Source organism: Pseudomonas thivervalensis (genome assembly GCF_001269655.1).
GTDB lineage: Bacteria > Pseudomonadota > Gammaproteobacteria > Pseudomonadales > Pseudomonadaceae > Aquipseudomonas > Aquipseudomonas thivervalensis.
Window position 1 is genome coordinate 333719 of the sequence record NZ_LHVE01000014.1, and the last position, 24067, is coordinate 357785.

Here is a 24067-nt window from a genome sequence, read left to right on the forward strand (position 1 = left end):
ACCTTCAACCGGCCAGTTTGTGTACCTGCGCCCGGCACCCTTCGGTCGCCTGGGCGGCGGAGACTTCCCTGAAGGTGTGAAAATCCAGGCTGCTCACCACCAGGTCCTGTACCAGCTCGGCGAAAATCGCCATGGCCGGTGAGTTGAAATAGGCGTCCATCGACGGCTGATTGACCCAGAGCCCGGAGACCAGCCACAAATCAGCGTCGCATTGCGATTGCTGCAAGGCAAAGTGCAGGCAACCGGGCGCCTGGCGCGAGGGCGCGATCAGCGTGCTCAGACGCGCACCCAACTGCTTGGAGCAACCGCCGCGGGCCCGGACAAAAGCCATGTGGCTGACGGGGATGTGTGTAGTCATGTTCAACCCTCCCAGGTAATCCGTTGTGCAGCCGGGGAACAGGCTGCGACAGGATCAAAGGTTAAGCGTCATGACGCCAGCGTCGTTAGTCGATTCCTGCCGACCCATTGCACAATCCTGCGCATCGGCCGCACAAAATCCGCCATCGATCCGGTTGCAATCCGGGAAGTTGAAACAAAAGGTTTCAAGCAAGTTTCGGCAGCATTGCACCGTCATGGCCCATTGCGCCGTGCAGGATCAGGCAAGCTTTCAACAGGATGTGGCTACCGCTGCGCCTTGCACAAACATAAGCTTTGTTCATCGCTCCCTATCGCCTGAGGATCCCGGCATGTCGCCACTCGATCACGCCCACGTCCCGCTGGACACGTACCTGGAACAACAGCGCGCCGAACTGGCGTCGATCATCGACCGCAACACCAGCGAAGACGGCAGCTACGCCACGGCCATCGGCTCGTTGAACCTGTCGCGGCACAGCCAGCCGCATAAGTTCGCCCCGGTGCTGGCGCAACCGGCGCTGTGCATCATGGCCCAGGGCAGCAAACAGGTGCGTTTGGCGGATGAGTTCTTCAACTACGACCCGCTCCATTACCTGGTGGTCTCGGTCTCGATGCCGCTCAGTGGTTGCATCGCCGACGTTTCACCCGAGCAGCCAATCCTGGCCTTGCGCCTGGACATCGACCCGACGGAAATCACCGCATTGATCGCCGATGCCGGCCCGTTGGGCGTGCCGACCCGCCCCGCCGGACGCGGGTTGTATGTCGAACGCCTGGACACGCCGATGCTCGACGCCGTACTGCGCCTGGCGCGGCTGCTGGATACGCCGAAAGACATCGCCATGCTCGCGCCCTTGGTACGCCGGGAAATCCTCTATCGCCTGCTGCGCAGCCCACAGGGCTATCGACTGTATGAAATCGCCATCGCCAACAGCCAGAGCCACCGCATCAGCCAGGCGATCAAATGGCTCAACGGCCATTTCGAGCAGCCGCTGCGCATCGATGACCTGGCTCGGGAAGTGAACCTCAGCGTCTCGACCCTGCATCACCGCTTCAAGGCGATGACCGCCATGAGCCCGCTGCAATACCAGAAGCAACTGCGCCTGCAGGAAGCCCGCCGGCTGATGTTGGCCGAAGGGCTGGAGGCCTCCGCGGCGGGGTATCGGGTGGGGTATGAAAGCCCTTCGCAGTTCAGCCGAGAATACAGCCGGTTGTTTGGCGCGCCGCCGTTGCGGGATCTGGCGCGGTTGCGGATGACTGTTTGACCCTGGGTTTGTGTTGAATGGGCCGGCCCCATCGCGAACAAGCTCGCCCCCACAGTTGATCGGTTGTGAACAGAGAATTTTTGTTCACTGAAGATCCCCTGTGGGAGCGAGCCTGCTCGCGAAGGGGCCGGCACAAGCACTTCACCTCATGACCTCAGGCACTGAGCAACCGACACGCCTGCGCCGGTATGGTCACTGACACCGCCTGCCCGATGCCCAGGTCCATGCCCTGGCAAGGCGTATTCAGCGCCGTGAACGAAACCCCGGAACACTCCACTGTGGTCTCGACGGTCGCCCCGATGTCCCGCACGAACGTCACCTTGCCCAGCAACCGGTTACCCGCCGTGGCCTGGGGCGAGGACAGTTGCAGGTCTTCGGGACGCACCAGCAACTTGATCTTCTCGCCCACGATGACGCTATGGCTGGCCGGCACCTCCAGCGTGTCCCCGCCCGGCAGCCCGACCCGCCCGTTGCCCAGGGTGGTCGCCGGGAAAATGTTGCCTGAACCGATGAAGTCGGCGACGAATTCATTGGCCGGGTGCCGGTAGATCTCGATCGGTGTGCCGACCTGTTGCACCCGATGCTCACCCAGCACCACGACAATGTCGGCCATGGTCATGGCTTCGCGCTGGTCGTGGGTCACCAGAATGGTGGTGATGTTCAGCCGCTGTTGCAGTTGGCGGATTTCCACTTGCATCGACTCGCGCAGCTTCGCGTCCAGGGCCGACAACGGTTCGTCCAACAGGAGGATTTTCGGCCGGGCGGCAATCGCCCGCGCAATCGCCACGCGCTGGCGCTGGCCGCCGGACAGCTTTGCCACGGGCCGGTCGATCATCGCCTGGAGCTGGATCAGTTCCAGCAACTCCACCACTCGCGCCTGTTGCTCGGCCTTGCCCACGCCCCGCAGCTTCAACGGGTAGGCAATGTTCTCGCCGACGGTCATGTGGGGGAACAACGCCAGGGATTGAAACACCATGCCGAAGTTGCGCAGGTGCGCCGGGGTGTGGCCGATGTCCTCACCATCCAGGCGAATTTCGCCGCCGCTGAGGCTTTCCAGCCCGGCGATCATGCGCAGCAGCGTGGTTTTGCCACAGCCCGAAGGTCCAAGGAAACACACCAGTTTGCCCTCGGGCAGATGCAGGTTCACATCCCTGACCGCGCAGGCCGTACCGTAATGTTTCTCGACGTTTTCCAGTATCAGTCCAGTCATGTCTTCACCTCGAAATCAAAAGGAAACGCCGCCCTCGCCCACCAGTTTCTCCAACGCCCAGATCAGCACGAAGTCGATCAGCACGATGAGCACGGCAAACGAAAAAACGGTGGGGTCCAGCGATGACACGGTGCGGCTGTACATCCAGATCGGCACGGTCATGACATCGATGGTGTAGAGGAAATAGGTCACGGTGAATTCGTTGAACGAGACGATGAACGCCAGCAGCATCCCGGCGAGAATCCCTGACTTCATCAACGGCACCACCACATCGACAATGGCTCGCCGTGGCGTCGCGCCGAGCATGCGCGCGGCCTCTTCGACTTCACTGCCGATGCCGAGCATGGCGGCGGTGCAGTTCTTCACAACGAAGGGCAAGGCGAGGATCACGTGGGCAATGACCAGCCGCGAGGTGGTCATCTGGAACGGCAAGCTGTCGAACACCAGCAGCAGCGCCAACCCCAGCACCACCATGGGAAACACCAGTGGCAACGACATCAGTTGCAGCGCCACGGCCTTGCCACGGAATTCGCAACGGGTCAGCGCGTAGGCCGCCGGCACCGCGATCAGCGTGGCGAAGATCATTGTCAGGCAGGCCACCAACAGGCTGGTCCCCATTGCCTGGCCCAGGCTCAGCACATCGCTGGCGTCCGGCGAGACAAAGGTGTGCCAGGCCGCCCGATACCATTGCAGGCTGTAGCTGCTCGGTGGAAAGTCCAGGTTCGCCGCGCCGCTGAAGGACATGACGATCATGGTCAGGATCGGCAGCACCGCCAGCAGCAGGATGAACGCTGAAAGCAGACCTGCCACACGGCCGGTTTCACCGGGCAGCAACGCCTGGCGTTTATTACTCGATACGCTCATTGAGAGGCCTCCAGCATCCGCCGCCGACGACCGGTGAAATACTCGGAAAGGGTCATGATCAGCAGCGTGGTGACGATCAGCACCACCCCGGCGGCGGACGCAGCCGGCCAGTTCATCAGCGGAGCGATCTGGTCGTGGACCATCACCGCCAGCATCGGCACTCGTCGACCACCCAACAGCAGCGGCACGACAAAGCTGCTGGCGTTGTAGGCAAACACCAGCGTCGCGCCGGTGATGATCCCTGGCAGGCTCATGGGCAGCACCACTTGGCGAAACACCTGGAAGCGGCTGGCGCCGAGGGTGGCGGCGGCCTCTTCATAACTGCGGGCCACGCCACGCATGGCACTGGCGATGGGCAGCACGGCCAGTGGGAATGCCGTCTGGACCAGGCCCATCAACACGCCGTTCTGGTTGTACAGCAACATGATCGGCCGCTTGATCAAGCCCAGGCCGATGAGCGCCTGATTGAGCATGCCGGCAGGACCGAGGATCACCAACCAGCCATAACTTTGCAGCAGCAGGTTGACCAACAACGGCAACAGCACCGCCGCCAGGAACACCCGCCGCAACAACGGCGAGGCCAGGCGCGACATCGTGTAAGCCACGGGGATTGCCAGCAGCACGGCGATCACCGCGCTGATCAATGCGAGACGCAAGGTCAGCAACAACGACTTGAGGTAATACGGTTCCAGTAGCTGCCCATAGCTGGCGAGGCTGAAGCCACTCCACTCAGCGCCCTTGGTGCCGACGCTCATGCGCAGCACCAACAGGCTGGCGGCGATCAGCACGCCGAGAAACAGCATCGACGGCGAGAGAAAAAACCACGCGCGAGCAGTAGGCGAAAGACTCCGCCGTGAGCGCATTGGCGCAACGCTTTGCGGGTGGGTTAACGCTTGGTGTTCCATGGCAAGGTCTCGTCAGTGGAAAACGACAGAACAAACAAATCTTCAGATACCCAGTTCCCTGTGGGAGCGAGCCTGCTCGCGATGACGGCAGCACAGCCAACATCTCCATCTTCGGGAAGGTTCAGGAAGAAAAGATTTCCGTGTACCGGCGAATCCACTGGTCATGCACCGTCGCCAGGAAGGCGTTGTCATGCATGATCGCCTTGTCGGCAATTTGCTCCGGGGTGAGGATGTAGGGGCTCTTGCGCGCCTCGCTAGAAATGATGGCCTTGGCGTTGACCGGGCCGTTGAAGATGTCTTCGGCCATCTTGCCCTGCACCAGCGGGTCGAGGGAGTGGTCGATGAAGGCGTAGGCCAGGTCGGTGTCGCCGGGGCGGTTTTTCGGCATGACCGAGAGCATCAGGTCGGTGTAGAAACCTTCCTTCATGCCGAACGTCGCTCCCAGGCCGTAGGCCGGGTCGCGGATCTGCTTGGGGAAGAACGCCGGCGCATACAACCCGCCCATGTCCAGGGAACCGGTGCGGAACAGTTCGGCGATCTGATTGGGGTTTTCCCCCAGGGTCATCACCCGATCCTTGAGCTCGGCGAGTTTCTTGAACCCGGGCTCGATGTTGTGTTCGTCACCGCCGGCCAGCTTGGCGGCGATGATGATCAGGTCCATGGCCTCGGTCCAGTTCGGCGGCGGCAGGAAGATGTTCGGTGCCAGCTCCGCATCCCACAGCGCAGCGTAGCTGTCCGGTGCCTGTTTCAGGGTACGGGTGCTGTAGACCAGGCTGTTGCACCACAACAGGTAACCAATGCCATGGCCGCCAGCCCCCGTGCGGTATTGAGCGGGCACATCGACCAGGTTGGGAATGCGGTTGAGGTCGGGCTTTTCCAGCAGCCCGGCAGCGGCCAGGCCCTCGGCGCCGACGCCGGCCAGGGTGATGATGTCGTACTGCGGCCGGTCACCACCCGCCTTGAGCTTGGCAACCATTTCCGATGTGCTGCCGGTGCGGTCAGCGATGACCTTGGCCCCCGTCTTGGCCTCGAACGTCGCCGCGATATTGCGCAGCGCCGCCAACCCGGTGTCATCGGACCAGGTCAGCAGGCGCAGGGTCTTGCCGACGAACCGCGTGTCGCTGGCCCGGGCGCTGATGAAAGGCACGCTCATGGCGGCCGCCGCGACCGAAACCACACTGGCGGTCTTGATGAATTGACGTCTGTTCAGATCATGCTCGCCCATGGAGGACTCCCTTTGTTCTTTTAAGTATGAGGTGGGTAAGAACCGCTGCGCCCGCACCGTTCGACGCCGGTCAAAGCCCCGTATCGCAAGGGCTTCGCCGCCGCCTGCGGCCATCCTGAGGTTGTGCAAAATCCCTGACTATCGAAAAAAACTCATTGAAGCCATGTCCCTGGCGCATGCCTTTTTTCGAGGCATGCGTGACCTGATAACGTGCCGTCAGACGGCCCGTACCACATGCTTGATTTCCTGGAACGCCGCCAGCCCCCAGGGCCCCAGCTCCCGGCCCAGGCTGCTCTGCTTGTAACCACCCCACGCTGCCTGGGGGAAAATCACCTGGGGCGCGTTGATCCACACCAGCCCTGCCTGCAAGGCGTTGGCCACCTCTTCGGCAGCCGTCGTATCACGGCTGATCACACTGGCCACCAAGCCGAAACGGCTGTCGTTGGCCAGGGCGATCGCCTCCGCTTGGGAGCTGAAACGGCGTACGCACAGCACCGGCCCGAAAATCTCTTCGCACCACAACGCACTGTCGAGGGGCACGTCGGTGAAGATTGTCGGCTGTAAAAAAAAGCCCCGAGTCAGATGCGCGGGTCGTTGCCCACCGCACACCAGCGTCGCCCCGGCGCTCAAGCCACGGTCGATGTGTCCCAGCACCTGCTGGTATTGCGCCTGGTTGACCAGTGCGCCCATTTCCACGTCCGGGTCGAAGGGGTCGGCCACGCGGATCGCTTCGGCGCGTTGCTTGAGCCGTTGCAGGAATTCATCGGCCAGCTCGTCGGCGACCAGCACGCGGCTGGTGGCCGAGCACATCTGCCCGGCATTGAAAAAGCCGCCACCACAGGCCAGCTCCACCGCCAGGTCCAGGTCGGCGTCGGCCAGCACCAGCAAGGACGATTTGCCGCCCAGTTCCAGGCTCACGCCCTTCACCGTTTCCGCCGCCCGTTGCATCACTTGCACGCCCACCGCATTGCTGCCGGTGAAGGAAATCTTCGCCACCCGAGGGTCTGACGCCAGCGGCGCGCCGACCGCCAGGCCCGTGCCACAGACCAGGTTGAACACGCCGTCAGGCAAGCCGCATCCGGCGATGATCGAAGCCAGTTCCAGCTCCGGCAACGGCGTGACTTCAGAGGGCTTGAGCACCACGCAGCAGCCGGCCGCCAACGCCGGCGCGAGTTTCCAGGCGGTGGTGACCATCGGGAAATTCCACGGCACGATCAAGCCGACCACGCCGCAGGGCTCGCGGCGAAGGCGTGCGGTGAAATCTTCGCTGGGCAACGCCAGCGGACTGTCCTGTCGAACGTCGAGCCCTTCGGCCAACTCGGCGTAATACTCGAAGGTGGCGACCACATCGTCGACATCGATGGCCGCTTCGAACAGCGGTTTACCGTTGTTGCTCGATTGCAGGTGCATCAGCCGTTCACGAGTCTCCCGCACGCCAGCAGCGATACGGCGCAGCAACGCGCCGCGTTCGGCGCCCGAGGTGTTCGACCATGGGCCGAAAGCCTGGGTAGCGGCGTCCAAGGCTTGATCGACAGCCTGTTCATCGCCGCCATAAACGGTGGTCAGCAGCGCTTCGGTCGCCGGATTGATCACCCGCAGCGGTTGATCGCCGGCCAACCACTCGCTATTGATGTACAGCCCGTCTTGCGTCGTAGGGAAATTCATTTGGCCACCTGTGTCATCCAGGTTGCCTGGTCGATTTCGATCAGCGTCGGGCCCTGCCGGTCGCAAGCGACGAGTAACGCGGCGTGCAGTTGCGCGACGCCGTCGATGGCTTCGGCAGCGCAGCCCAAGGCCTTGGCGACACCGACGAAGTCCGGGGTATGGATGTCCACGCCCACCGGTTCGATGGCGCGGTTGACCATGTATTTCTTGATCTCTTCGTAGCCCTGGTTATTCCACAGCAGCACGATCACCGGGGTGCGCGCCTCCACGGCGCTGGCCAGTTCCGGCAGGGTGAACTGCAACCCGCCGTCGCCGATCAGGCACACCACGGGCGGGCGGCCGTGTCGCTTGTCGACACCGCCGAGCCAGGCGCCGATAGCCGCCGGCAACGCGTAGCCGAGGGTGCCGTAGCCGGTGGAGGAATTGAACCAGCGGCGCGGCCGCTCCAGGTTGAAGGTCAGGTTGCCGGAGTACACCGGTTGCGTGGAATCACCGACGAATACCGCATCCGGCAATGCCTGCAAGACCGTGTCGAGAAACATCGTCTGGGCGCGGGTCGCGGCGTCCCAACTGCCTTGAAGGTCCGCGCGCAACCGGGCGGCCCGCGCCGCCCCCCAATCGTCACGGCGCTCGGCCAAGGCTTGCCGGTCCAATTCGTCGAGCAAGGCCCGGGCGGCGATACGGGCGTCGGCCACCAGCGCCAGGTGCGGCGGGTAGTTGCGCACCGTCTGGTCCGGGTCAATGTCGATCCGCACCAGCGCACCGGGAATGTCGAAGCCACCGGCAAAAGTGACGTCGTAATCGGTCTCGGCCAGTTCGGTGCCGATGGCCAGCACCACATCCGCCTCGGCCACCAACGCGCGGGTGGCGACCAGGCTCTGGGTCGAGCCGATCAGCAACGGATGACGCGCAGGCAACAGGCCCTTGGCATTGATGGTCAACGCCACGGGGGCACCGAGGCGTTCGGCCAGTTCCGTCAATTCAGCCCCTGCGTCGATGGCACCGCCACCGGCGAGGATCAAAGGACGTCGCGCCGTCGCCAGCAGGCTGGCGATCTGTTGCACCGCCGCCGGGGCGGCACCGGCGCGGTGGATGCTCACCGGCACGCTGGCGAGCAGCGCGTCGGCGTCTTCGACCAGCACATCCAACGGAATCTCGATGTGCACCGGCCGCGGTCGCCCGGCCTGGAACAAGGCAAAAGCCCGGGCCAGCACACTGGGCAATTCGGCAGCCGACATCAGCGTGTGGGAAAACGCCGCGACACCGCCCACCAGCGCGCTCTGGTTCGGCAGTTCATGGAGCTTGCCGCGTCCGCCGCCCAACTGGCTGCGTGACTGTACGCTGGAGATCACCAGCATCGGGATCGAATCGGCGTAGGCCTGGCCCATGGCGGTGGTGATGTTGGTCATGCCGGGGCCAGTGATGATGAAACACACGCCAGGCTTGCCGCTGACCCGGGCATAACCGTCGGCCATGAAACCTGCGCCCTGTTCATGACGCGGCGTCACGTGGCGGATGCTTGAGCGGGCCAACCCGCGATACAACTCGACGGTGTGCACGCCCGGGATGCCGAAGACCTGCTCCACGCCATAGCCTTCAAGTAACTTGACCAATACTTCGCCGCACGTCGCCATTGCCATTGCCTTTTTCTTGTCTTGCAAAGGAGCCCCGCACGACAAGCGGCGAGCCCCTTTTGCTGTGGGGGAATGGCGTTATTGGAACGGTCAGGCCATAGCGGCAACAATGGATAAAAAGTCATACTAGCCATGTCCTCACGTCATGGCTTGGATCCAAATGAAACGACTCCCACCGCTGCCGACGTTGCACACTTTTCTAATCACGGCCCAGTGCTGCAACTTCACCCGCGCCGCCGAACAATTGCACATCACCCAGGGCGCGGTGAGCCGGCAGATCGCCGGGCTGGAGGATCATCTGGGTTATGCGCTGTTCCAGCGCCAGGCACGCGGCTTGAGCCTGACCGCCGAGGGCCAGGCGTGGCTGCCTCGGGTGCAACAGGTGTTCAGCCTGATCGGCGAAGCGGTCGAGCAGATCGGCGAGAAGCGCCAGACCTTGCAACTCAAGGCCCCGACCTGCGTGATGCGCTGGTTGCTGCCGCGCCTGTTGCAATGGCAGAAGGAACGACCGGACGTGCCGGTGGAACTGACCACCACGGTCCGGCACGGCGTGGATTTCCAGCGTGAGGCGTTCGACGCGGCGGTGATCTACGGCCCGCAGCCCGATGCATCATTGGCCTGCCTGCACCTGTTCGACGAACAACTGACGCCCGTGTGCTCCCGCCCGCTGCTGGAGGGTCCCGTGCCGCTGCGTGAACCCGCCGATCTGCAACAACATCTGCTGCTGCATCCCACCGCCGACGAACGCGACTGGAACGCCTGGCTGGCCGTGGCCGACGTGCGTTTGAGCAATGTCAGCAAGGGCCAGCATTTCGAAACCCTGGACCTGGCGATGTCCATGGCCTCCCAGGGCACGGGCGTGGCGATTGGCGACTGGTCGCTGATCGGCGAAGACCTCAGCGCCGGCCGGCTGGTGATGCCGTTCGAGCTGAAGGTCAGAACCGGGCTGGGTTATCACCTGGTCCACCCGCACAAACCCAAGGCTTCGGGGCCGTTGCAGGAATTGATGGAGTGGTTGGTGGAGCAGGCCCGGGCGCGGTAGCTGCTAACCCCGATCCCTCAAGGGCGACTGAAACTGTGGCGAGGGAGCTTGCTCCCGCTGGGTTGCGAAGCGACCCCATGACCTACCAGGCACCTTGATGCCTTGGGCTGAACCCTAGGGGGCTGCTGCGCAGCCCAGCGGGAGCAAGCTCCCTCGCCACAAAAGCTGGGCAGTTCTCAAGAACCTGGGGTTATCAGAGCAGGTTCGGCGCCTGCGCCGGCTCGACCTGCGCCCAGTGCGACGTGTCTTCGCGGTGCTGCTGCAGGTACGGCAACACCGTCCCCAGCAACGGTTCCTTGAAGGCCTCCTGGAAACGATGGGCCAGGCCCGGGATCAGTTTCAATTGGCTGCCTTGGATATGCGCCGCCAAGTGCACGCCGTGCATCACCGGCAACAAAGGGTCGGCGGTGCCGTGAACGACCAGGGTCGGCACCCGCAGTTGATTGAGCAGCGCCACCCGGCTCGGCTCGGCCATGATCGCCATGATCTGGCGCTGCACGCCTTCGGGATTGAAGGCCCGGTCGTAGGCCACGGCGGCTTGATGCAACAAGGCCTGGCGATCATCCACTACCATCGGGCTGCCCAACGCGGCCAGCAGATCGGCTTGCTGCTGCAACGCCGCTTCGCGATTCGGCGCACTGCGCCGCGACAGCAACTGCACCAGCGCGGCGCTGGGCGCGGGCAAGCCTTCGGCACCGGAACTGGTCATGATCAGCGTCAGGCTTTCGACCCGCTGCGGCGCCATCGCCGCCATGTGTTGGGCGATCATCCCGCCCATGCTCGCGCCCAGCACGTGGAAGCGTTGCACTTGCAAGGCATCCATCAGCCCCAGCCCGTCGTCCGCCATGTCCGTCAGGGTATAAGGCGCGGCCACGGGCAAGCCGAGTTTGTAGCGCAGGGCTTCAAAGGTCAGGTTGGCGCTGCCCGGAGCCTGGCGCCAGGTGGTCAGGCCGACATCGCGGTTGTCATAGCGGATCACCCGGAAACCCTGCTCGCACAGGGCGACCACCACTTCGTCCGGCCAATGGATCAACTGCCCACCCAGGCCCATCACCAAGAGCAAGGCAGGATCCGAAGCACGACCAATGCTCTGGTACGCCAGGCTCACCTGATCCAGATCGACACGTTGGGTGGCAACATTGACATCACAACGAGACGCCGCCATCGACGGCAGGCCGAAAAACAGCGCGGCCAGGAAAATGAATATACGCATGAACAAACACCAAAACGCAGAACCCCAGTAGAGCGCGAGTCTGATGAAGTTTGTTCAAGCGCGCTGCCACAGTTGCGTGACAGTTTGATGAAGATTGCGTAGGAGCTGCCGAAGGCTGCGATCTTTTGATCTAGATCTGCTGTTTTTTATACTTCTGACTCAATTGTCTGGGGAAAGATCGCAGCCTCGCTTCGCTCGACAGCTCCTACACGCAACTGCCGCGCCGCCGCGACCATGTTCACCAGAGCCGCTTCCGTTTCCGGCCAACCCCGGGTTTTCAGCCCGCAGTCGGGGTTGATCCACAGCCGCTCGGCGGCGATCCGTTTTACCGCCTTGCTCATCAGCGCAACCATCTCGGCCGTATCCGGCACCCGTGGCGAGTGGATGTCGTAGACGCCCGGGCCGATGTCGTTCGGGTAGTCGAACGCTTCGAATGCTTCCAGCAACTCCATGTCCGAACGCGAGGTCTCGATGGTGATGACATCGGCGTCCATGTCGGCGATGGCCTTGATCACGTCGTTGAACTCGCTGTAGCACATGTGGGTGTGGATCTGCGTTTCGTCGCCCACACCCGACGCGCTCAGGCGGAACGCTTCCACCGCCCAGTCGAGGTACGCCTGCCACTCCCCGCGACGCAGCGGCAAGCCCTCACGGAATGCAGCCTCGTCGATCTGCACGATCTTGATCCCGGCTTTCTCCAGGTCCAGCACTTCGTCACGCAGGGCCAGGGCCAGTTGTCGGGCCTGGACCTGGCGCGACACGTCCTCGCGGGGAAACGACCACATCAGCATGGTCACGGGACCGGTGAGCATGCCTTTCATGACCTTGTCGGTCAGGCTTTGCGCGTAACGGATCCAGTCGACGGTCATCGCCTTCGGGCGGCTGATATCGCCGTAGATGATCGCCGGTTTCACACACCGCGAACCATAGCTCTGCACCCAGCCGAAACGGGTAAAGGCGTAGCCATCCAGTTGCTCGGCGAAGTATTCGACCATGTCGTTGCGCTCGGCTTCACCGTGCACCAGTACGTCCAGGCCCAGGCGTTCCTGGATCTGCACGGCATGACGGATCTCGGTGTGCATGGCGTCCTGATAGTCGTTGGCCGACAACTTGCCTTGCTTGTAGGCCTGGCGCGCCAGGCGAATGGCCGGGGTCTGCGGGAAGGAGCCGATGGTGGTGGTGGGAAAGGTCGGCAACGCCAGGCGTGCACGCTGGCGTTCGATGCGCCGGGCAAACGGTGAATGCCGCTGGCTGTCCTGTGGCCCGATCGCCGCCAGGCGCGCCTGGACCTCGGCTTTGTGAATGCGCGCCGAGCCGGCGCGACGGGCCTGCACCGCGCGGCTGTCGCTCAACGCCTGTTGCACGGCGGGCGCTTGTGGATCGTTCAGCGCATCGCGCAGCACCGCGACTTCACCGCACTTCTGCACGGCAAAGGCGAGCCAGCTCTTGAGTTCCGGATCGAGCCGGTCTTCCCGTTCCAAGTCCACCGGGCTGTGCAGCAACGAGCACGAAGTGCTGACCCAGAGGTTGTCGCCAAAACGTTCCTGGGCCGGTCGCAACTGCGCGAGCGCCTGTTCCAGCTCACAACGCCAGACGTTGCGCCCGTTGACCAGGCCCACCGAGAGAATCTTGTAGGTCGGCAGGCGGTCCAGTACTTGGCCCAGCTGCTCCGGGTCACGTACCGCGTCGATGTGCAAGCCGTCCACCGGCAGGCTCACCGCCAGGCCGAGGTTGTCTTGCAGGCCACTGAAATAGGTGGCCACGAGTTTTTTCAATGGCGAGTACTGGAGGATGTGGTAAGCCCGCTCGAAGGCGTTCTTCCACGCCTGAGGCAGGTCGAGGGTGAGAATCGGTTCGTCGATCTGCACCCACTCCACGCCTTGGGCCTTGAGACGGTTGAGGATTTCACCGTAGACCGGCAGCAGGCGTTCCAACAGATCGAGCTTGTCGAACGCCTCGCCCTTGGCTTTGCCCAGCCATAAGTAGGTCAATGGGCCGATGATCACCGGTTTGACCTGGTGACCCAAGGCATGGGCCTCGTCCACTTCGTCGAACAACTGTTCCCAGCTCAGGGCGAAGGTCTGGTCGGCGGAGAATTCCGGGACCAGGTAGTGGTAGTTGGTGTCGAACCACTTGGTCAGCTCCTGGGCGTATTGCGCCTGGCCGTGCTCGGCACCGCAACAGCTGGCCGTGGCGCCACGGGCCATGGCGAACAGGGTGTCGAGGGTCGGCCGGCCCTGGGCATTCAAGGTGCCGTGGAAACGCTGTGGGACGGCGCCCAGGGTCAAGGTGTGGCTGAGCACCTGGTCATACCAGGCGAAGTCGCCGACGGGCAGCAGGTCGATGCCGGCGTCTTTCTGCAGTTGCCAGTGCCGGGCCCGCAGTTCGCGTCCCACCGCTTGCAGCGCGGCCGGGGCCAGGTCGCCCTTCCAGTAGGCTTCGAGGGCTTTCTTCAGTTCGCGGTCGGCGCCGATGCGGGGAAAACCGAGGGTGTGGGCCAGGGCCATGGTGTGCGTCCTCCTGTAAAAGATGGCGCCATTGTCGACAGCTCGACCCACATGAGACAAACTCAACCTTTTCGTGTTGATCACAAGTTTTACTCATGGAGCAACTCCGGTGCTTGAACTCCGTCACCTCAAGACCCTGCATGCCCTGCGCGAAGCCGACAGCCTGGTCGAAGCCGCCGAACGCCTGCACCTGACCCAGTCCGCCCTCTCCCACCAGTTCAAGGAATTGGAAGAGCGCCTGGGCATGCAGTTGTTCGTGCGCAAGACCAAGCCGGTACGGTTCACCAGCGCCGGCCTGCGCCTGTTGCAACTGGCCGATGCCGCCCTGCCGTTGCTGCGCAGTGCCGAACGGGACATCGCGCGGCTGGCGGGCGGCACTGCCGGGCGCCTGCACATGGCCATCGAGTGCCATAGCTGCTTCCAGTGGCTGATGCCGACCATCGACCAGTTCCGCGATGCCTGGCCGGAAGTCGAGCTGGACCTGGCCTCGGGCTTCGCTTTCGCGCCCTTGCCGGCCCTGGCCCGGGGCGACCTCGACCTGGTGGTGACCTCCGACCCGCTGGAACTGGCCGGCATCACGTACGTGCCGCTGTTCACCTACGAAGCGATGCTCGCCGTCGCCAACCAGCATCGGCTGGCGGGCAAGCCCTACATCGTGCCCGAGGACTTGGTCAGCGAGACCCTGATCACCTACCCGGTGGAACGAGACCGTTTGGACATTTTCACCCGCTTCCTGGAGCCGGCCGACATCGAACCGGCCCAGGTGCGCACGTCTGAACTGACGGTGATGATGATGCAACTGGTGGCCAGCGGCCGTGGCGTCTGCGGCATGCCGCACTGGGCGCTGCATGAATACAGCTCACGGGGCTACGTGAAAGCCAAGCGGCTGGGGGAGAAAGGCTTGTTCGCCACGCTGTACGCAGCGGTACGCACCGACATGCTCGACGCACCGTACATGCGCGACTTTTTGCTGACGGCCAAGGACACGTCATTTTCCACCCTCGACGGTGTCAGTGCCGTGCGCTGACTGCTTTTTGTGGCGAGGGAGCTTGCTCCCGCTTGGGCGCGAAGCGGCCACAAACGGGTCTGCTGCGCAGCCCAGCGGGAGCAAGCTCCCTCGCCACAAAAGCTCCACATTCAAACCGGTGGTTAGCTCAAAGTTCTAGCCACATATGGATTTTGTCGAGGTACTCGTCGTCCACCCGGATCGCCATCGGTTCGAGGCCGTACAGGACGAAGCCGCAGCGCTGGTAGAGCTTGAGCGCCGGGTCGTTGCCGGCGGTGACGGTCAGTTGCACCAGGCGCAGGAAGGAGTGGCGCCGGGCTTCGTCGAGGGCGGCCTGTACCAGTTGGTAGCCGAGCCCGCGATGGCGATGTTCATCGGCGACGTACATGCCGAACAGCAGCGCCTTGTGCCGGGCTTTCTCCCGCGGCTCCAGGGCCAGGCCGACGATGCCGACCAGTTCCTGTTCGACAAACGCCCCCAGCAGCACATCGAGCCGGCTGCCCAGGCGTGACACCCACCAATTGATGGGCAGCGCCGCCCGCTCGCTGACGCTGGACGTGAAGGCCTGCGGGTGCAGGGCGTATGCCTGGAGCATCAGCTCGCGATACAACTCGGCATCGCCGGCCCGCAGGCGTCGAATGTTCACGCCGAACGCCGTTGCTCAAGCATCAGTCGCAACGCCAGCGCACCGAGGACAAACCCCATGAAGTAGCGCTGTACCGCCAGCCAGCTCGGGTTGTGGACGAACCACGAGGCAATCCCGGCGGCGAACAGGGCGATCAGCAGGTTGACGCTGAAACTGACGCTGATCTGGGTCAGCCCCAGGATGATGCTCTGGGTGAACAGCGAACCGTGTTCCGGGCTGATGAACTGCGGGAACACCGACAGGTAGAACACCGCGATCTTCGGATTGAGTGCACTGGTGAGAAACCCCATGGTAATCAGCTTGCGCGTCGAGTCCGCCGGCAGTTGCTGGGCTTCGAAGGGCGAACGCGCGCCCGGTTTCACGGCCTGCCAGGCCAGCCACAACAGGTACAGCGCGCCGGCCCATTTCAACACTTCATAGGCCATGGGCACCGCCAGGAACACCGCCGTCAGCCCCGCGGCGGCGGCGAACATATGCACGAAGAACCCGGCCACCACGCCGAGCAACGACGTCACGCCGGCCTTGCGGCCCTGGCAGATCGAACGGGAAATCAGGTAGATCATGTTCGGGCCGGGCGTGAGTACCATCAGCAACGCGGCGGCGGCGAAAATCAACAGGTCCGGCAATGGGATCATGGGCGTCAGTCCTTGAGGCGTGAATCAGCAAGTGGTCGGATGTGTCGCTCGATAAAACGGCAGGATCACCTCGCCTGTCAACGGTGCCAGTAAAAGATCGCTGTCGCCGGCCGGGTCGATCCAGCACACCTCTTCGATTTCGGCCGCCGGCGAAACCGGGGCGTCGATGCGCAGCAAAAACACCTCGGCCTGTACGGTAAACCCCGGCTCGTTGGCCGCCGGCGCACAGAACACGCCCAGGTGGCGGGCCTGGGCCGGGTCGATCCGCAACCCCAGTTCTTCTTCCAGCTCACGGGCCAGCGCCTGCACCGGTTGCTCATGGGCCTCGATCTTGCCACCCGGTTGCATGAAGGCCCGGGTGCCGCGCTTGCGCACCAGCAGGGTCCGCCCGTCCGGCCCGAGCAACAGGGCGGCGGCGATGCGGATGAGGGAAGTGGTCATGAGTGATCGAAGCCTTGGCCGGGGAAATGGTGGGGAGATTACAGTGCGTAGGGGTGGGAGCAAAGTCTGGTGCGACCGATTGGATTGGGTACATATCCGTTGCTGCGGTAACGGCGGCTTAGGGTTCCGCCCTTACGGCGGGTCACTTTTGAGAAGCGCAAAAGTAACCAAAACGCTTCTGCCCCACCACTCGGTGCCTCGCTTAGGCTCGGCATGCCCTCACTCCGGCATTGCTCCGTGGGCCCGCCGCGAAGGGCCATCCATGGCCCAGCGCGGCTAACCCGGCATCCATGCCGGGTTGCCCACTGCGCAATGCCTGCGTTCGGCCATCGTGGTTAACGGGGCGCCCGAGATCAACGTCCACCGCGAGGCGGCCTGGTAGCCGACCTGGTTCTTCCGGTCGTACACCCATCAGATCTGTGGGAGCAAAGCTTGCGCGCGGTGTGGTCAGGGTTGTGTATTGACGTTATCCAGCATCCGGTTCGCCAATAAAGCGCCCAGCTCGATCAGTTGCTGAATGCCAAGGGCAACATGGCGTCGCGAGCCTTTCAGGTCGAAGGCAAGGTCGCTGACCATGGCATCGGCTGAGGCCAAAGTTTCGCTGAGGTTGGCCAGCAGGCTTTCGGTGTCGACACCGTCCACGACGGTGAACAGTTGACCAGAGGGCTTTTTCTTTTTGGCTTGAGGTTTGGGGTCGAGATAGTGGTCGATGGCGCGCTTGGCGGCTTCATCGAGTTCTTGGGGATCGGTTTCGGGGGGATTGGGGTGGCTTTGAACATAGGGTGACACTCCGTCTACAGGTTGGAGCTGCCACGTTCGTTTCCAAGCGAGGGGTGGCAGCCGTACGCAGGTTGGAAAACCGGGGTAAACGAGCCCGACAGACCCGAAGGTCTCCCGCGCACAGCCGCCATAACGAAAGCATGGTCAAAAAACGACCGCAAGCATACGTCATGAAGGGCGCTTTCGCGCCGTCTACTTATCGGATTTCCAAGCCCGGTCGCTGAATTTGCAGCGACGGAAAAAGACTAGCGACAGCCCTTCCCACCCGGCAACCGCCAGAGTTCGTCGGAAAAATCTGCTGCAACCCGGAGGATTGTCCGACCATCCCCACAATCCTGGTCGGCTGTCAGGCCGCCATCGCGAGCAAGCTCGCTCCCACACAGGTTTTTGGTCGTTTATAAGATCCGTGTCCACCGCCGATCCCTGTGGGAGCCGAGCTTGCTCGCGATAGCGATGGGTCTGCTTGCATCCATGTTGAATGTGCCGCCGTCTTCGCGAGTAGGCTCGCTCCCACAGGAGGAACGCGGTCCCACCCAGAACCAGGTCGGCTATCAGGCCGCCTCGGAATGGACGTTGATCTCGGGCGCCCCGTTAACCACGATGGCCGAACGCAGGTATTGCGCAGTGGGCACCTCGGCATGGATGCCGAGGTAGCCGCGCTGGGCCATGGATGGCCCTTCGCGGCGGCCCACGGAGCAATGCCGGAGTGAGGGCATGCCGAGCCCTAGCGAGGCACCGAGTGGTGGGGCAGAAGCGTTTTGCTTACTTTTGCGCTCTTCAAAAGTGAGCCGCCGTCAGGGCGGAACCCTAAGTGGCCGTTACCGCAGCAACGGATATGTACCCAATCCAATCCAATCCAATCCAATCCAATCCAGAACCCAGTCACCCCAAGATCGGCTTCGGCGCCGAAGGGTCGGCCGCCTCTTCGGGGATCTTGACGAACACGCTGTACCGCGCGCCTTCCATCGCTTCGAAGGCGATGAGTTTTTCGATCAACGGACCGCTCAGCACCTTGCCCGCATTGAGCAACAACATGCCATTGTCGGCATTGAGGTTGCGCGCCAGGATCATCCCCGCGGTCAACTCGCGCGTGGTGGAGACTTGTACCGTCGGATCGGACAGGGTCACGTCCTCCAGGTATTCGGCACAGGCCTTGATGAAATCCTCGATCATGTCCGGGTCGTACAGCTTGCCGGCGTACTTGCGGATGTAGACCAGCGCTTCGTCGCTGTTCATCTGCCGCTCCAGGATCAACCCGCGCTGCAGCTCGATGAAGTCCACCGCCAGTTTCAACAGCCGCGAGCCAAACGGAATGGCCTCGCCGCGAAGGTGCTCGGGAAAGCCGCTGCCATCCCAGCGCTCCTGGTGATGGCGGATAATCCGCGCCGCGTCCTTCATCGGATCCAGGGTCATCAGCAGCGATTCGCTCTGCTTGGGATAGGCCCGATAGAGATCGAGTTCGGTGTGGTGCAGCATGTCGGCGGGCGTGACCATCATGTTGTCGGTCCAGCTCAGCTTGCCGATGTTGTAGAGCGCCGCGGCCATGGTCAGGTCGCGGTCGGTGGACTCGTCGAGAAAGTTGAGCCGGCTGTAGACCCGGATCAGCTCGATGATCTGCCGGTTGGTCTGCTTCGCCTTGGGCAGGCGCAGGTTGGCGATCAGCGAAAACACCTCGGTGCTGGTCACATAACTGCGCTTGAGCTCGTCATAGGCTAGGTCGAGCATGTCGGCGGTCTGCTGCAACTCGGAGGTGCGCGACGCCACGCGTTTTTCCAGGGTGGCGTTCAGGGTCTTGAGTTGCAGGTTCTGCTCGCGGTTCAGCGCTTCGAGGCGCTGGCGCTCGCTTTCGGAATGCTGGTGGGCCAGGGCCTGGCGCAAGGCCTGCACCAGTTCCTCATCGTTCCAGGGTTTGCTGAGGTAGCGATAGAGCTGCCCCTCGTTGATGGCCTTGGTCATCATGTCCACATCGGCATAACCGGTGAGCAGGATGCGCAAGGTCGATGGGTACAGCTTGCGGATTTCGGCCAGCAACGTGGCGCCATCCATGTTCGGCATGCGCGCGTCGGTCATCACCAGGTCGACCGGCCGCTCCTTGAGAATTTCCAGCGCCTTGGCGCCACTGTCGGCCAGCAGGATCTCGTACGGTTGGCTGCGCAATAGCCGACGCAGGCTATTGAGAATCGACTCTTCGTCATCGACCAGCAGCACCGCCGGCTTCTTTACCGGAACTTCCGGCGATTGATCTTCCATTTGAAACCCCCTCCTCATTCACGACAACCGTTCTACCTTAGCCCCAAAATACAGGCTAGTAGATTGCGAATATTTAGACACATTTGCCATCAGTGGCCGAGCGCATCCCGATCAGACGACTATGCTGTACCCCATGAAGGGCCATGTACAGGCCGAATACTCATGCCAGCGAAAGGGATATCAGATGTTTCCAAGGTTCTATAGTCCGCATCAAAACGGTGCACGGCCATGAGCCTGCCTTTGGATAAAACCAACCGGCGGATCCTGATCGTCGACGACACCCAGACCATCCATGAGGATTTTCACAAGATCCTCAGCCCCCAGTCGAACGCCGAAGACAACCTGAGCAGCGCCGAAGAAGCCCTGTTCGGTGCGCCGGTGGCGGTGGCCGGCATGAGTTTCGTCCTCGATTCGGCGTTCCAGGGCATGGAAGCCTTGAACAAGGTCGAAACGGCACTGGCCCAAGGGCAACCCTACGCCATGGCGTTCATCGACATGCGCATGCCACCGGGCTGGGACGGCCTGGAAACCATCGAACGGCTGTGGCGGGCCGACCCCAAGCTGCAAGTGGCCTTGTGCACCGCTTACTCGGATTACTCCTGGGAAGATATCTCCGATCGCCTCGAACTGGGCGACCGCCTGCTCATCCTGAAAAAACCCTTCGACGCCATCGAGATCCGCCAGATGGCCAGCGCCTTGACCGTCAAATGGCAGATGACCGAAGACGCGGCGCTGAAAATGGACATGCTCGAACGGGCAGTCGAGGAACGCACCCGCGAGTTGGCCGACGCCAACATCATCGTGCAAAACAGCCCGACCATCCTCTACCGGCTGCGGGGCGAACCGCCATTCGCGTTGATGTACATCTCCCACAACATCACCAAGTTCGGCCATGTCGCGGCGCAACTGATCAATTCGCCGGACTGGGCGCAGACCCTGATCCACTCCGACGACCAGGACAAGGTCCAGGAGGCCATGGTCCGCGTCCTCGACCGCGACACCGCGGGGGCTTCCATCGAGTTCCGCATGCGCACCGGTGACGACACGTTCCGCTGGGTGGAGAACCGCTACATCCCGGTGCGCAACGAACAGGGCCTGCTGCTGGAAGTGGAAGGCATCATTCTCGACATCACCGAGCGCAAGCTGGCGGAAGATAAGATCGCCCTGCTGGCCCGCACCGATGGCCTGACCGGGCTGGCCAACCGCGCCACCATGATCGAGCGCCTTCACCAGGCCTTCGCCGCCGCTCGTCGGGGCGCGGCGCCGTTTGCCATGTTCTACCTGGACCTGGACCACTTCAAACGCATCAACGATACCTTGGGCCATCCCATCGGTGACCTGCTGTTGCAGGAAGTCGCCACCCGCATCAAGGCCTGTACCCGGGAAAACGACGTGGTGGCACGCCTGGGCGGCGACGAATTCGCCCTGCTGCAACTGGACGTCCATGAAGCGACCCACTGCGCCGCGCTGGCGGGCAAGATCCGCGATGCGCTCGTGGCGCCGTATTCCCTGGACGGCAATGACGTGCGCATCTCGGTGAGCATCGGCATTGCCCTGTACACCCCGCAGAGCCTGAGTGCCGACAGCCTGATGGCACAATCCGACATGGCCCTGTACCGCTCCAAGGAAAAGGGTCGCAACCAGTATCACTTCCATAACGAGGAAATCAACCAGGAAGTCACCGACCGGGTCGCCCTCGCCAACGACCTGCGCCAAGCCATCGAAAACCACGAACTGCACCTGCACTACCTGCCGGAAGTCGACCTCGGCACCGGCAAGATCCTCGGCATGGGCGTGCAGGTGCGCTGGAACCACCCCGAACGGGGCTGGCTGGAACCGGCGGCCTTCATGCCGGCCGCCGAGAAGACCGGGATCATCATTGGCCTGGGCCATTGGGTGCTGGACCAGGCCTGCCAGCAGATGCGCCAATGGCGCGACCAGGGCATGGCGCCGCCGGTGATCGCCATCGACTTGTCCCTGACCCAACTCAAGACCGGTCCGGAACTGATCTACGACGTCCTGCGCACCACCGCGCGCTGGGAACTGGCGCCCTGGGATCTGCGCTTCGACGTCACCGAAGCCACCCTGGCCCAGACCAAGTGGACCCACAACGACGTGCTTCCGCGCCTCTGCGAATTGGGCGTGCAGATCGCCATCGATGACTTCGGCACCGAATACTCGTCGTTCGATTATCTGAAGACCTACAAGGTCAATCACCTCAAGCTCGCCCAGCGCTTTCTCGACAGCGCCAGCGCCGATCCCGAAAACGCCACGACATTGCGGGCGATCATCAACTTTGCCCGGGACGTGGGCATCGGGATCATTGCCGAGGGCGTCGAGACCCAGGAGCAACGCACCACGCTGATGTCCAGCGGCGGCGCGATGCAGGCCCAGGGGCATTACTTCAGCACCGTGGTCGACAGCGGCCAGGCTGCCGAACTGCTCAAGGCCGGCACCATCATTCCCGCGACAGACCACTGGACCCGACCAGCCAGCCAGCTATCGGAGAGCAATCCATGAATCCCATGTCGGTACCTGCCAACCGGCGAATCCTGGTGGTGGACGATACGCCGGCGATCCACCAGGACTTTCGCAAGATCCTCAGCCCCAGCGCCGGCAGCGATGACTCGCTGGACGACACCGAAAGCCTGCTGTTCGGCACCCCGCAGGTCAGCCGGTTGCAGTTCCAGATCGACTCGGCCTACCAGGGCGAGGAGGCGCTGGAACTGGTCAAGCGCGCCCAGGCCGAAGGCCAGCCCTATGCACTGGTGTTCGCCGACATGCGCATGCCGCCGGGCTGGGATGGCCTGCAAACCATCGAGCGACTGTGGGAGGCCGATCCGCGGCTGCAAATTGCCCTGTGCACGGCGTTCTCGGATTACTCTTGGGAAACCATGTCCGAACGGATCGAGTTCGACGATCAGTTGCTGATCCTCAAGAAACCCTTCGACACCCTGGAAATCCGCCAGATGGCCAGCGCCATGACCTGGAAATGGCAGCTGGCCCAGGATGCGGCGAGGAAAATGCGCAGCCTGGAACGCACGATCGAAGAGCGCGTCCAGGAATTGCTCAAGGTGTCTCACCTGCTGCAATACGACGTCCTCACCGAACTGCCCAACAGCATGTTGCTCGGCGACCGCCTGACCCAGGCCATGGCCCAGTGCCGTCGGCATGACAAGCAACTGGCGGTGATGTTCCTCGGCCTGGACCGCTTCAAGCGCATCAACAACGCCCTGGGCCACCCGGTGGGCGATGAGATGCTCAAGCGCGTGGCGCGGACGCTGGCCACCGTGGTGCGCGAGTCCGATTCGGTGTTTCGCTACGGTTCCGATGAATTCGTGGTGGTGCTGGGGGATGTCGTCGACCCGCAGCAGACCAAAGGCGTGGCTGACAAACTGCTGGCAGCCATCAGTTCCCCGCAACCGATCGACGGCCATGACCTGAGCGTCACCGCGAGCCTGGGCATTAGCGTGTACCCCACCGACGGCTTCGATGCCGTGGCGCTGATCAAGAAAGCCGAGACGGCGATGCGCAACGTCAAGGAGACCGGCCCCAACGACTACCGGTTCTTCACCGAAGACATGAATCGCCGGGCACGGCAGCAGCAGACCATCGAATCGGGCCTGCGCCTGGGCCTGCAACGCAAGGAATTCGTGCTGCATTACCAACCCAAGCTCGACCTCAAGAGCGGCAAGGTGGTCGGCGTCGAGGCGCTGGTGCGCTGGGACAGACCGGGACACGGCATGGTCTACCCGTCGGATTTCATTCCGGTGGCCGAGGACAGCGGCCTGATCGTCCCGCTGAGCCAATGGGTGCTCCAGGAAGCCTGCCAGCAGGCCTGTCGCTGGCAAGCCCAGGGCATGCGCCCGCTGTACCTGTCGGTAAACGTCTCGGCCATCGACTTTCGCCAGCGTGGCTTCGTCGAAGGCATCACCCGCACCCTCAAGGAAACCGGCCTGGATCCGACACAGTTAGAACTGGAGATCACCGAAAGCGTACTGATGCAGAACGTCGATACCACGGTCGCCATCCTCAAGGCCATCAAGCAACAGGGGATACGCCTGGCCATCGACGATTTCGGCACCGGCTATTCGAGCCTGAGCTACTTGCAGAAATTTCCGGTGGATGTGCTGAAGATCGACCAGTCGTTCGTCGGTGACCTGAGCATCGACAGCAACGACGCCAAGCTGGTGAGCACCATTATCAGCCTGGGCAAGAGCCTGAACCTGCACATCATTGCCGAAGGTGTGGAAACCCTTGAGCAGCTTGAGTTTCTCAAGAGGCACCAATGCGAGGAGGTCCAAGGTTATTACTTCAGCAAGGCCGTCGAACCGCAGGCCTTCGCCGACTGGATGATCGAATGGGAAAAACGCCAGAACCCGTTTTCGTGAACACCGGAGTGTCCTCAACCAAAGTTTCAAGGAAAAC

General features: G+C 62.8%; 20 protein-coding genes. 5 read left to right on the forward strand and 15 right to left on the reverse strand.

All coding sequences use genetic code 11. The annotated features are described in order from the left end of the window. Positions 1-4 precede the first annotated feature (4 nt). A complete protein-coding gene (locus AD659_RS21010) occupies positions 5-358 on the reverse strand; it encodes a putative quinol monooxygenase (protein WP_053124710.1) in 354 nt (117 codons plus the stop codon). A 328-nt stretch (positions 359-686) separates the two neighbouring features. Between AD659_RS21010 and AD659_RS21015 the strand changes: the two genes are divergently transcribed. Continuing rightward, the gene (locus AD659_RS21015; RefSeq protein WP_053124712.1) at positions 687-1616 is read left to right on the forward strand and encodes an AraC family transcriptional regulator; all 930 of its coding nucleotides are present in this window, start codon (positions 687-689) and stop codon (positions 1614-1616) included. Between the two features lie 154 nt (positions 1617-1770). Here the strand turns inward: AD659_RS21015 and AD659_RS21020 are convergent, their stop codons facing one another. From AD659_RS21020 to AD659_RS21045, 6 genes are all read right to left on the reverse strand, one after another. Further along, entirely contained in the window at positions 1771-2826 is a 1056-nt protein-coding gene (locus AD659_RS21020; RefSeq protein WP_053124714.1) for an ABC transporter ATP-binding protein, read from the reverse strand. Positions 2827-2841: 15 nt separating this feature from the next. Continuing rightward, a complete protein-coding gene (locus AD659_RS21025) occupies positions 2842-3690 on the reverse strand; it encodes an ABC transporter permease (RefSeq protein WP_053124716.1) in 849 nt (282 codons plus the stop codon). Then, complete coding sequence (locus AD659_RS21030; protein WP_053124718.1) at positions 3687-4595, reverse strand: ABC transporter permease; 909 nt, start codon at positions 4593-4595, stop codon at positions 3687-3689. Before AD659_RS21030 ends, AD659_RS21025 begins: the two co-directional genes overlap by 4 nt. A gap of 121 nt (positions 4596-4716) precedes the next feature. Continuing rightward, a complete protein-coding gene (locus AD659_RS21035) occupies positions 4717-5820 on the reverse strand; it encodes an ABC transporter substrate-binding protein (protein WP_053124720.1) in 1104 nt (367 codons plus the stop codon). A gap of 216 nt (positions 5821-6036) precedes the next feature. Next, on the reverse strand, positions 6037-7485 hold the full coding sequence (locus tag AD659_RS21040; RefSeq protein WP_053124722.1) for an aldehyde dehydrogenase family protein: 1449 nt from the start codon (positions 7483-7485) through the stop codon (positions 6037-6039). Continuing rightward, on the reverse strand, positions 7482-9119 hold the full coding sequence (locus AD659_RS21045; RefSeq protein ID WP_053124724.1) for a 5-guanidino-2-oxopentanoate decarboxylase: 1638 nt from the start codon (positions 9117-9119) through the stop codon (positions 7482-7484). The genes AD659_RS21040 and AD659_RS21045 overlap by 4 nt, the downstream gene beginning before the upstream one ends. Before the next feature lie 160 nt (positions 9120-9279). Between AD659_RS21045 and AD659_RS21050 the strand changes: the two genes are divergently transcribed. Then, positions 9280-10161 (forward strand): LysR substrate-binding domain-containing protein, encoded by an 882-nt coding sequence (locus AD659_RS21050; RefSeq protein WP_053124889.1) that lies wholly within the window; start codon positions 9280-9282, stop codon positions 10159-10161. A 193-nt stretch (positions 10162-10354) separates the two neighbouring features. Here AD659_RS21050 and AD659_RS21055 read toward each other — a convergent pair whose 3' ends face one another. Together AD659_RS21055 and metE are read right to left on the reverse strand one after the other, a co-directional pair. Continuing rightward, the gene (locus AD659_RS21055; RefSeq protein WP_053124726.1) at positions 10355-11374 is read right to left on the reverse strand and encodes an alpha/beta fold hydrolase; all 1020 of its coding nucleotides are present in this window, start codon (positions 11372-11374) and stop codon (positions 10355-10357) included. 146 nt (positions 11375-11520) lie between these two features. Next, positions 11521-13881, reverse strand: a complete 2361-nt coding sequence (gene metE, locus AD659_RS21060; protein ID WP_053124728.1) for a 5-methyltetrahydropteroyltriglutamate--homocysteine S-methyltransferase — start codon at positions 13879-13881, stop codon at positions 11521-11523. A 109-nt stretch (positions 13882-13990) separates the two neighbouring features. Between metE and metR the strand changes: the two genes are divergently transcribed. Beyond that, positions 13991-14908: a transcriptional regulator MetR gene (gene metR, locus AD659_RS21065; protein WP_053124730.1), complete on the forward strand. Its 918-nt coding sequence runs from the start codon at positions 13991-13993 to the stop codon at positions 14906-14908. A gap of 127 nt (positions 14909-15035) precedes the next feature. On the opposite strand, the gene AD659_RS21070 is transcribed toward metR, so the two are convergent. From AD659_RS21070 to nosR, 6 genes are all read right to left on the reverse strand, one after another. Continuing rightward, positions 15036-15533: a GNAT family N-acetyltransferase gene (locus AD659_RS21070; RefSeq protein ID WP_053124732.1), complete on the reverse strand. Its 498-nt coding sequence runs from the start codon at positions 15531-15533 to the stop codon at positions 15036-15038. Further along, positions 15530-16168 carry a LysE family translocator gene (locus AD659_RS21075; protein ID WP_053124734.1) on the reverse strand — a complete coding sequence of 213 codons (639 nt, stop codon included), beginning with the start codon at positions 16166-16168 and terminating at the stop codon, positions 15530-15532. The genes AD659_RS21070 and AD659_RS21075 overlap by 4 nt, the downstream gene beginning before the upstream one ends. Before the next feature lie 24 nt (positions 16169-16192). After that, a complete protein-coding gene (locus AD659_RS21080) occupies positions 16193-16609 on the reverse strand; it encodes an NUDIX hydrolase (RefSeq protein ID WP_053124737.1) in 417 nt (138 codons plus the stop codon). A gap of 447 nt (positions 16610-17056) precedes the next feature. Then, positions 17057-17398, reverse strand: a complete 342-nt coding sequence (locus tag AD659_RS21085; RefSeq protein ID WP_053124739.1) for a DUF6124 family protein — start codon at positions 17396-17398, stop codon at positions 17057-17059. 542 nt (positions 17399-17940) lie between these two features. Continuing rightward, positions 17941-18105 carry a hypothetical protein gene (locus tag AD659_RS29860; RefSeq protein ID WP_156330594.1) on the reverse strand — a complete coding sequence of 55 codons (165 nt, stop codon included), beginning with the start codon at positions 18103-18105 and terminating at the stop codon, positions 17941-17943. A 166-nt stretch (positions 18106-18271) separates the two neighbouring features. Further along, on the reverse strand, positions 18272-19639 hold the full coding sequence (gene nosR, locus AD659_RS21095) for a response regulator c-di-GMP phosphodiesterase, NosR family (RefSeq protein WP_053124743.1): 1368 nt from the start codon (positions 19637-19639) through the stop codon (positions 18272-18274). A 228-nt stretch (positions 19640-19867) separates the two neighbouring features. On the opposite strand from nosR, the gene AD659_RS21100 reads away from it, so the two are divergent. Together AD659_RS21100 and AD659_RS21105 are read left to right on the forward strand one after the other, a co-directional pair. Further along, the gene (locus AD659_RS21100) at positions 19868-22159 is read left to right on the forward strand and encodes a GGDEF/EAL domain-containing response regulator (RefSeq protein ID WP_053124745.1); all 2292 of its coding nucleotides are present in this window, start codon (positions 19868-19870) and stop codon (positions 22157-22159) included. Continuing rightward, positions 22156-24030 (forward strand): putative bifunctional diguanylate cyclase/phosphodiesterase, encoded by a 1875-nt coding sequence (locus AD659_RS21105; RefSeq protein ID WP_053124747.1) that lies wholly within the window; start codon positions 22156-22158, stop codon positions 24028-24030. Before AD659_RS21100 ends, AD659_RS21105 begins: the two co-directional genes overlap by 4 nt. Positions 24031-24067 lie beyond the last annotated feature (37 nt).

What these genes read in the sequence shown, in the direction of transcription:
- AD659_RS21075 (WP_053124734.1), bottom strand. Translation starts at nt 16,168, where the DNA reads ATGATCCCATTGCCGGACCTGTTGATTTTCGCCGCCGCCGCGTTGCTG.
- AD659_RS21035 (WP_053124720.1), bottom strand. Translation starts at nt 5,820, where the DNA reads ATGGGCGAGCATGATCTGAACAGACGTCAATTCATCAAGACCGCCAGT.
- AD659_RS21030 (WP_053124718.1), bottom strand. Translation starts at nt 4,595, where the DNA reads ATGGAACACCAAGCGTTAACCCACCCGCAAAGCGTTGCGCCAATGCGC.
- AD659_RS21025 (WP_053124716.1), bottom strand. Translation starts at nt 3,690, where the DNA reads ATGAGCGTATCGAGTAATAAACGCCAGGCGTTGCTGCCCGGTGAAACC.
- AD659_RS21100 (WP_053124745.1), top strand. Translation starts at nt 19,868, where the DNA reads ATGAGCCTGCCTTTGGATAAAACCAACCGGCGGATCCTGATCGTCGAC.
- AD659_RS21080 (WP_053124737.1), bottom strand. Translation starts at nt 16,609, where the DNA reads ATGACCACTTCCCTCATCCGCATCGCCGCCGCCCTGTTGCTCGGGCCG.
- AD659_RS21010 (WP_053124710.1), bottom strand. Translation starts at nt 358, where the DNA reads ATGACTACACACATCCCCGTCAGCCACATGGCTTTTGTCCGGGCCCGC.
- AD659_RS21050 (WP_053124889.1), top strand. Translation starts at nt 9,280, where the DNA reads ATGAAACGACTCCCACCGCTGCCGACGTTGCACACTTTTCTAATCACG.
- AD659_RS21020 (WP_053124714.1), bottom strand. Translation starts at nt 2,826, where the DNA reads ATGACTGGACTGATACTGGAAAACGTCGAGAAACATTACGGTACGGCC.
- AD659_RS21055 (WP_053124726.1), bottom strand. Translation starts at nt 11,374, where the DNA reads ATGCGTATATTCATTTTCCTGGCCGCGCTGTTTTTCGGCCTGCCGTCG.
- metE (WP_053124728.1), bottom strand. Translation starts at nt 13,881, where the DNA reads ATGGCCCTGGCCCACACCCTCGGTTTTCCCCGCATCGGCGCCGACCGC.
- AD659_RS21105 (WP_053124747.1), top strand. Translation starts at nt 22,156, where the DNA reads ATGAATCCCATGTCGGTACCTGCCAACCGGCGAATCCTGGTGGTGGAC.
- AD659_RS21015 (WP_053124712.1), top strand. Translation starts at nt 687, where the DNA reads ATGTCGCCACTCGATCACGCCCACGTCCCGCTGGACACGTACCTGGAA.
- AD659_RS21040 (WP_053124722.1), bottom strand. Translation starts at nt 7,485, where the DNA reads ATGAATTTCCCTACGACGCAAGACGGGCTGTACATCAATAGCGAGTGG.
- AD659_RS21045 (WP_053124724.1), bottom strand. Translation starts at nt 9,119, where the DNA reads ATGGCGACGTGCGGCGAAGTATTGGTCAAGTTACTTGAAGGCTATGGC.
- nosR (WP_053124743.1), bottom strand. Translation starts at nt 19,639, where the DNA reads ATGGAAGATCAATCGCCGGAAGTTCCGGTAAAGAAGCCGGCGGTGCTG.
- AD659_RS29860 (WP_156330594.1), bottom strand. Translation starts at nt 18,105, where the DNA reads ATGCCCTCACTCCGGCATTGCTCCGTGGGCCGCCGCGAAGGGCCATCC.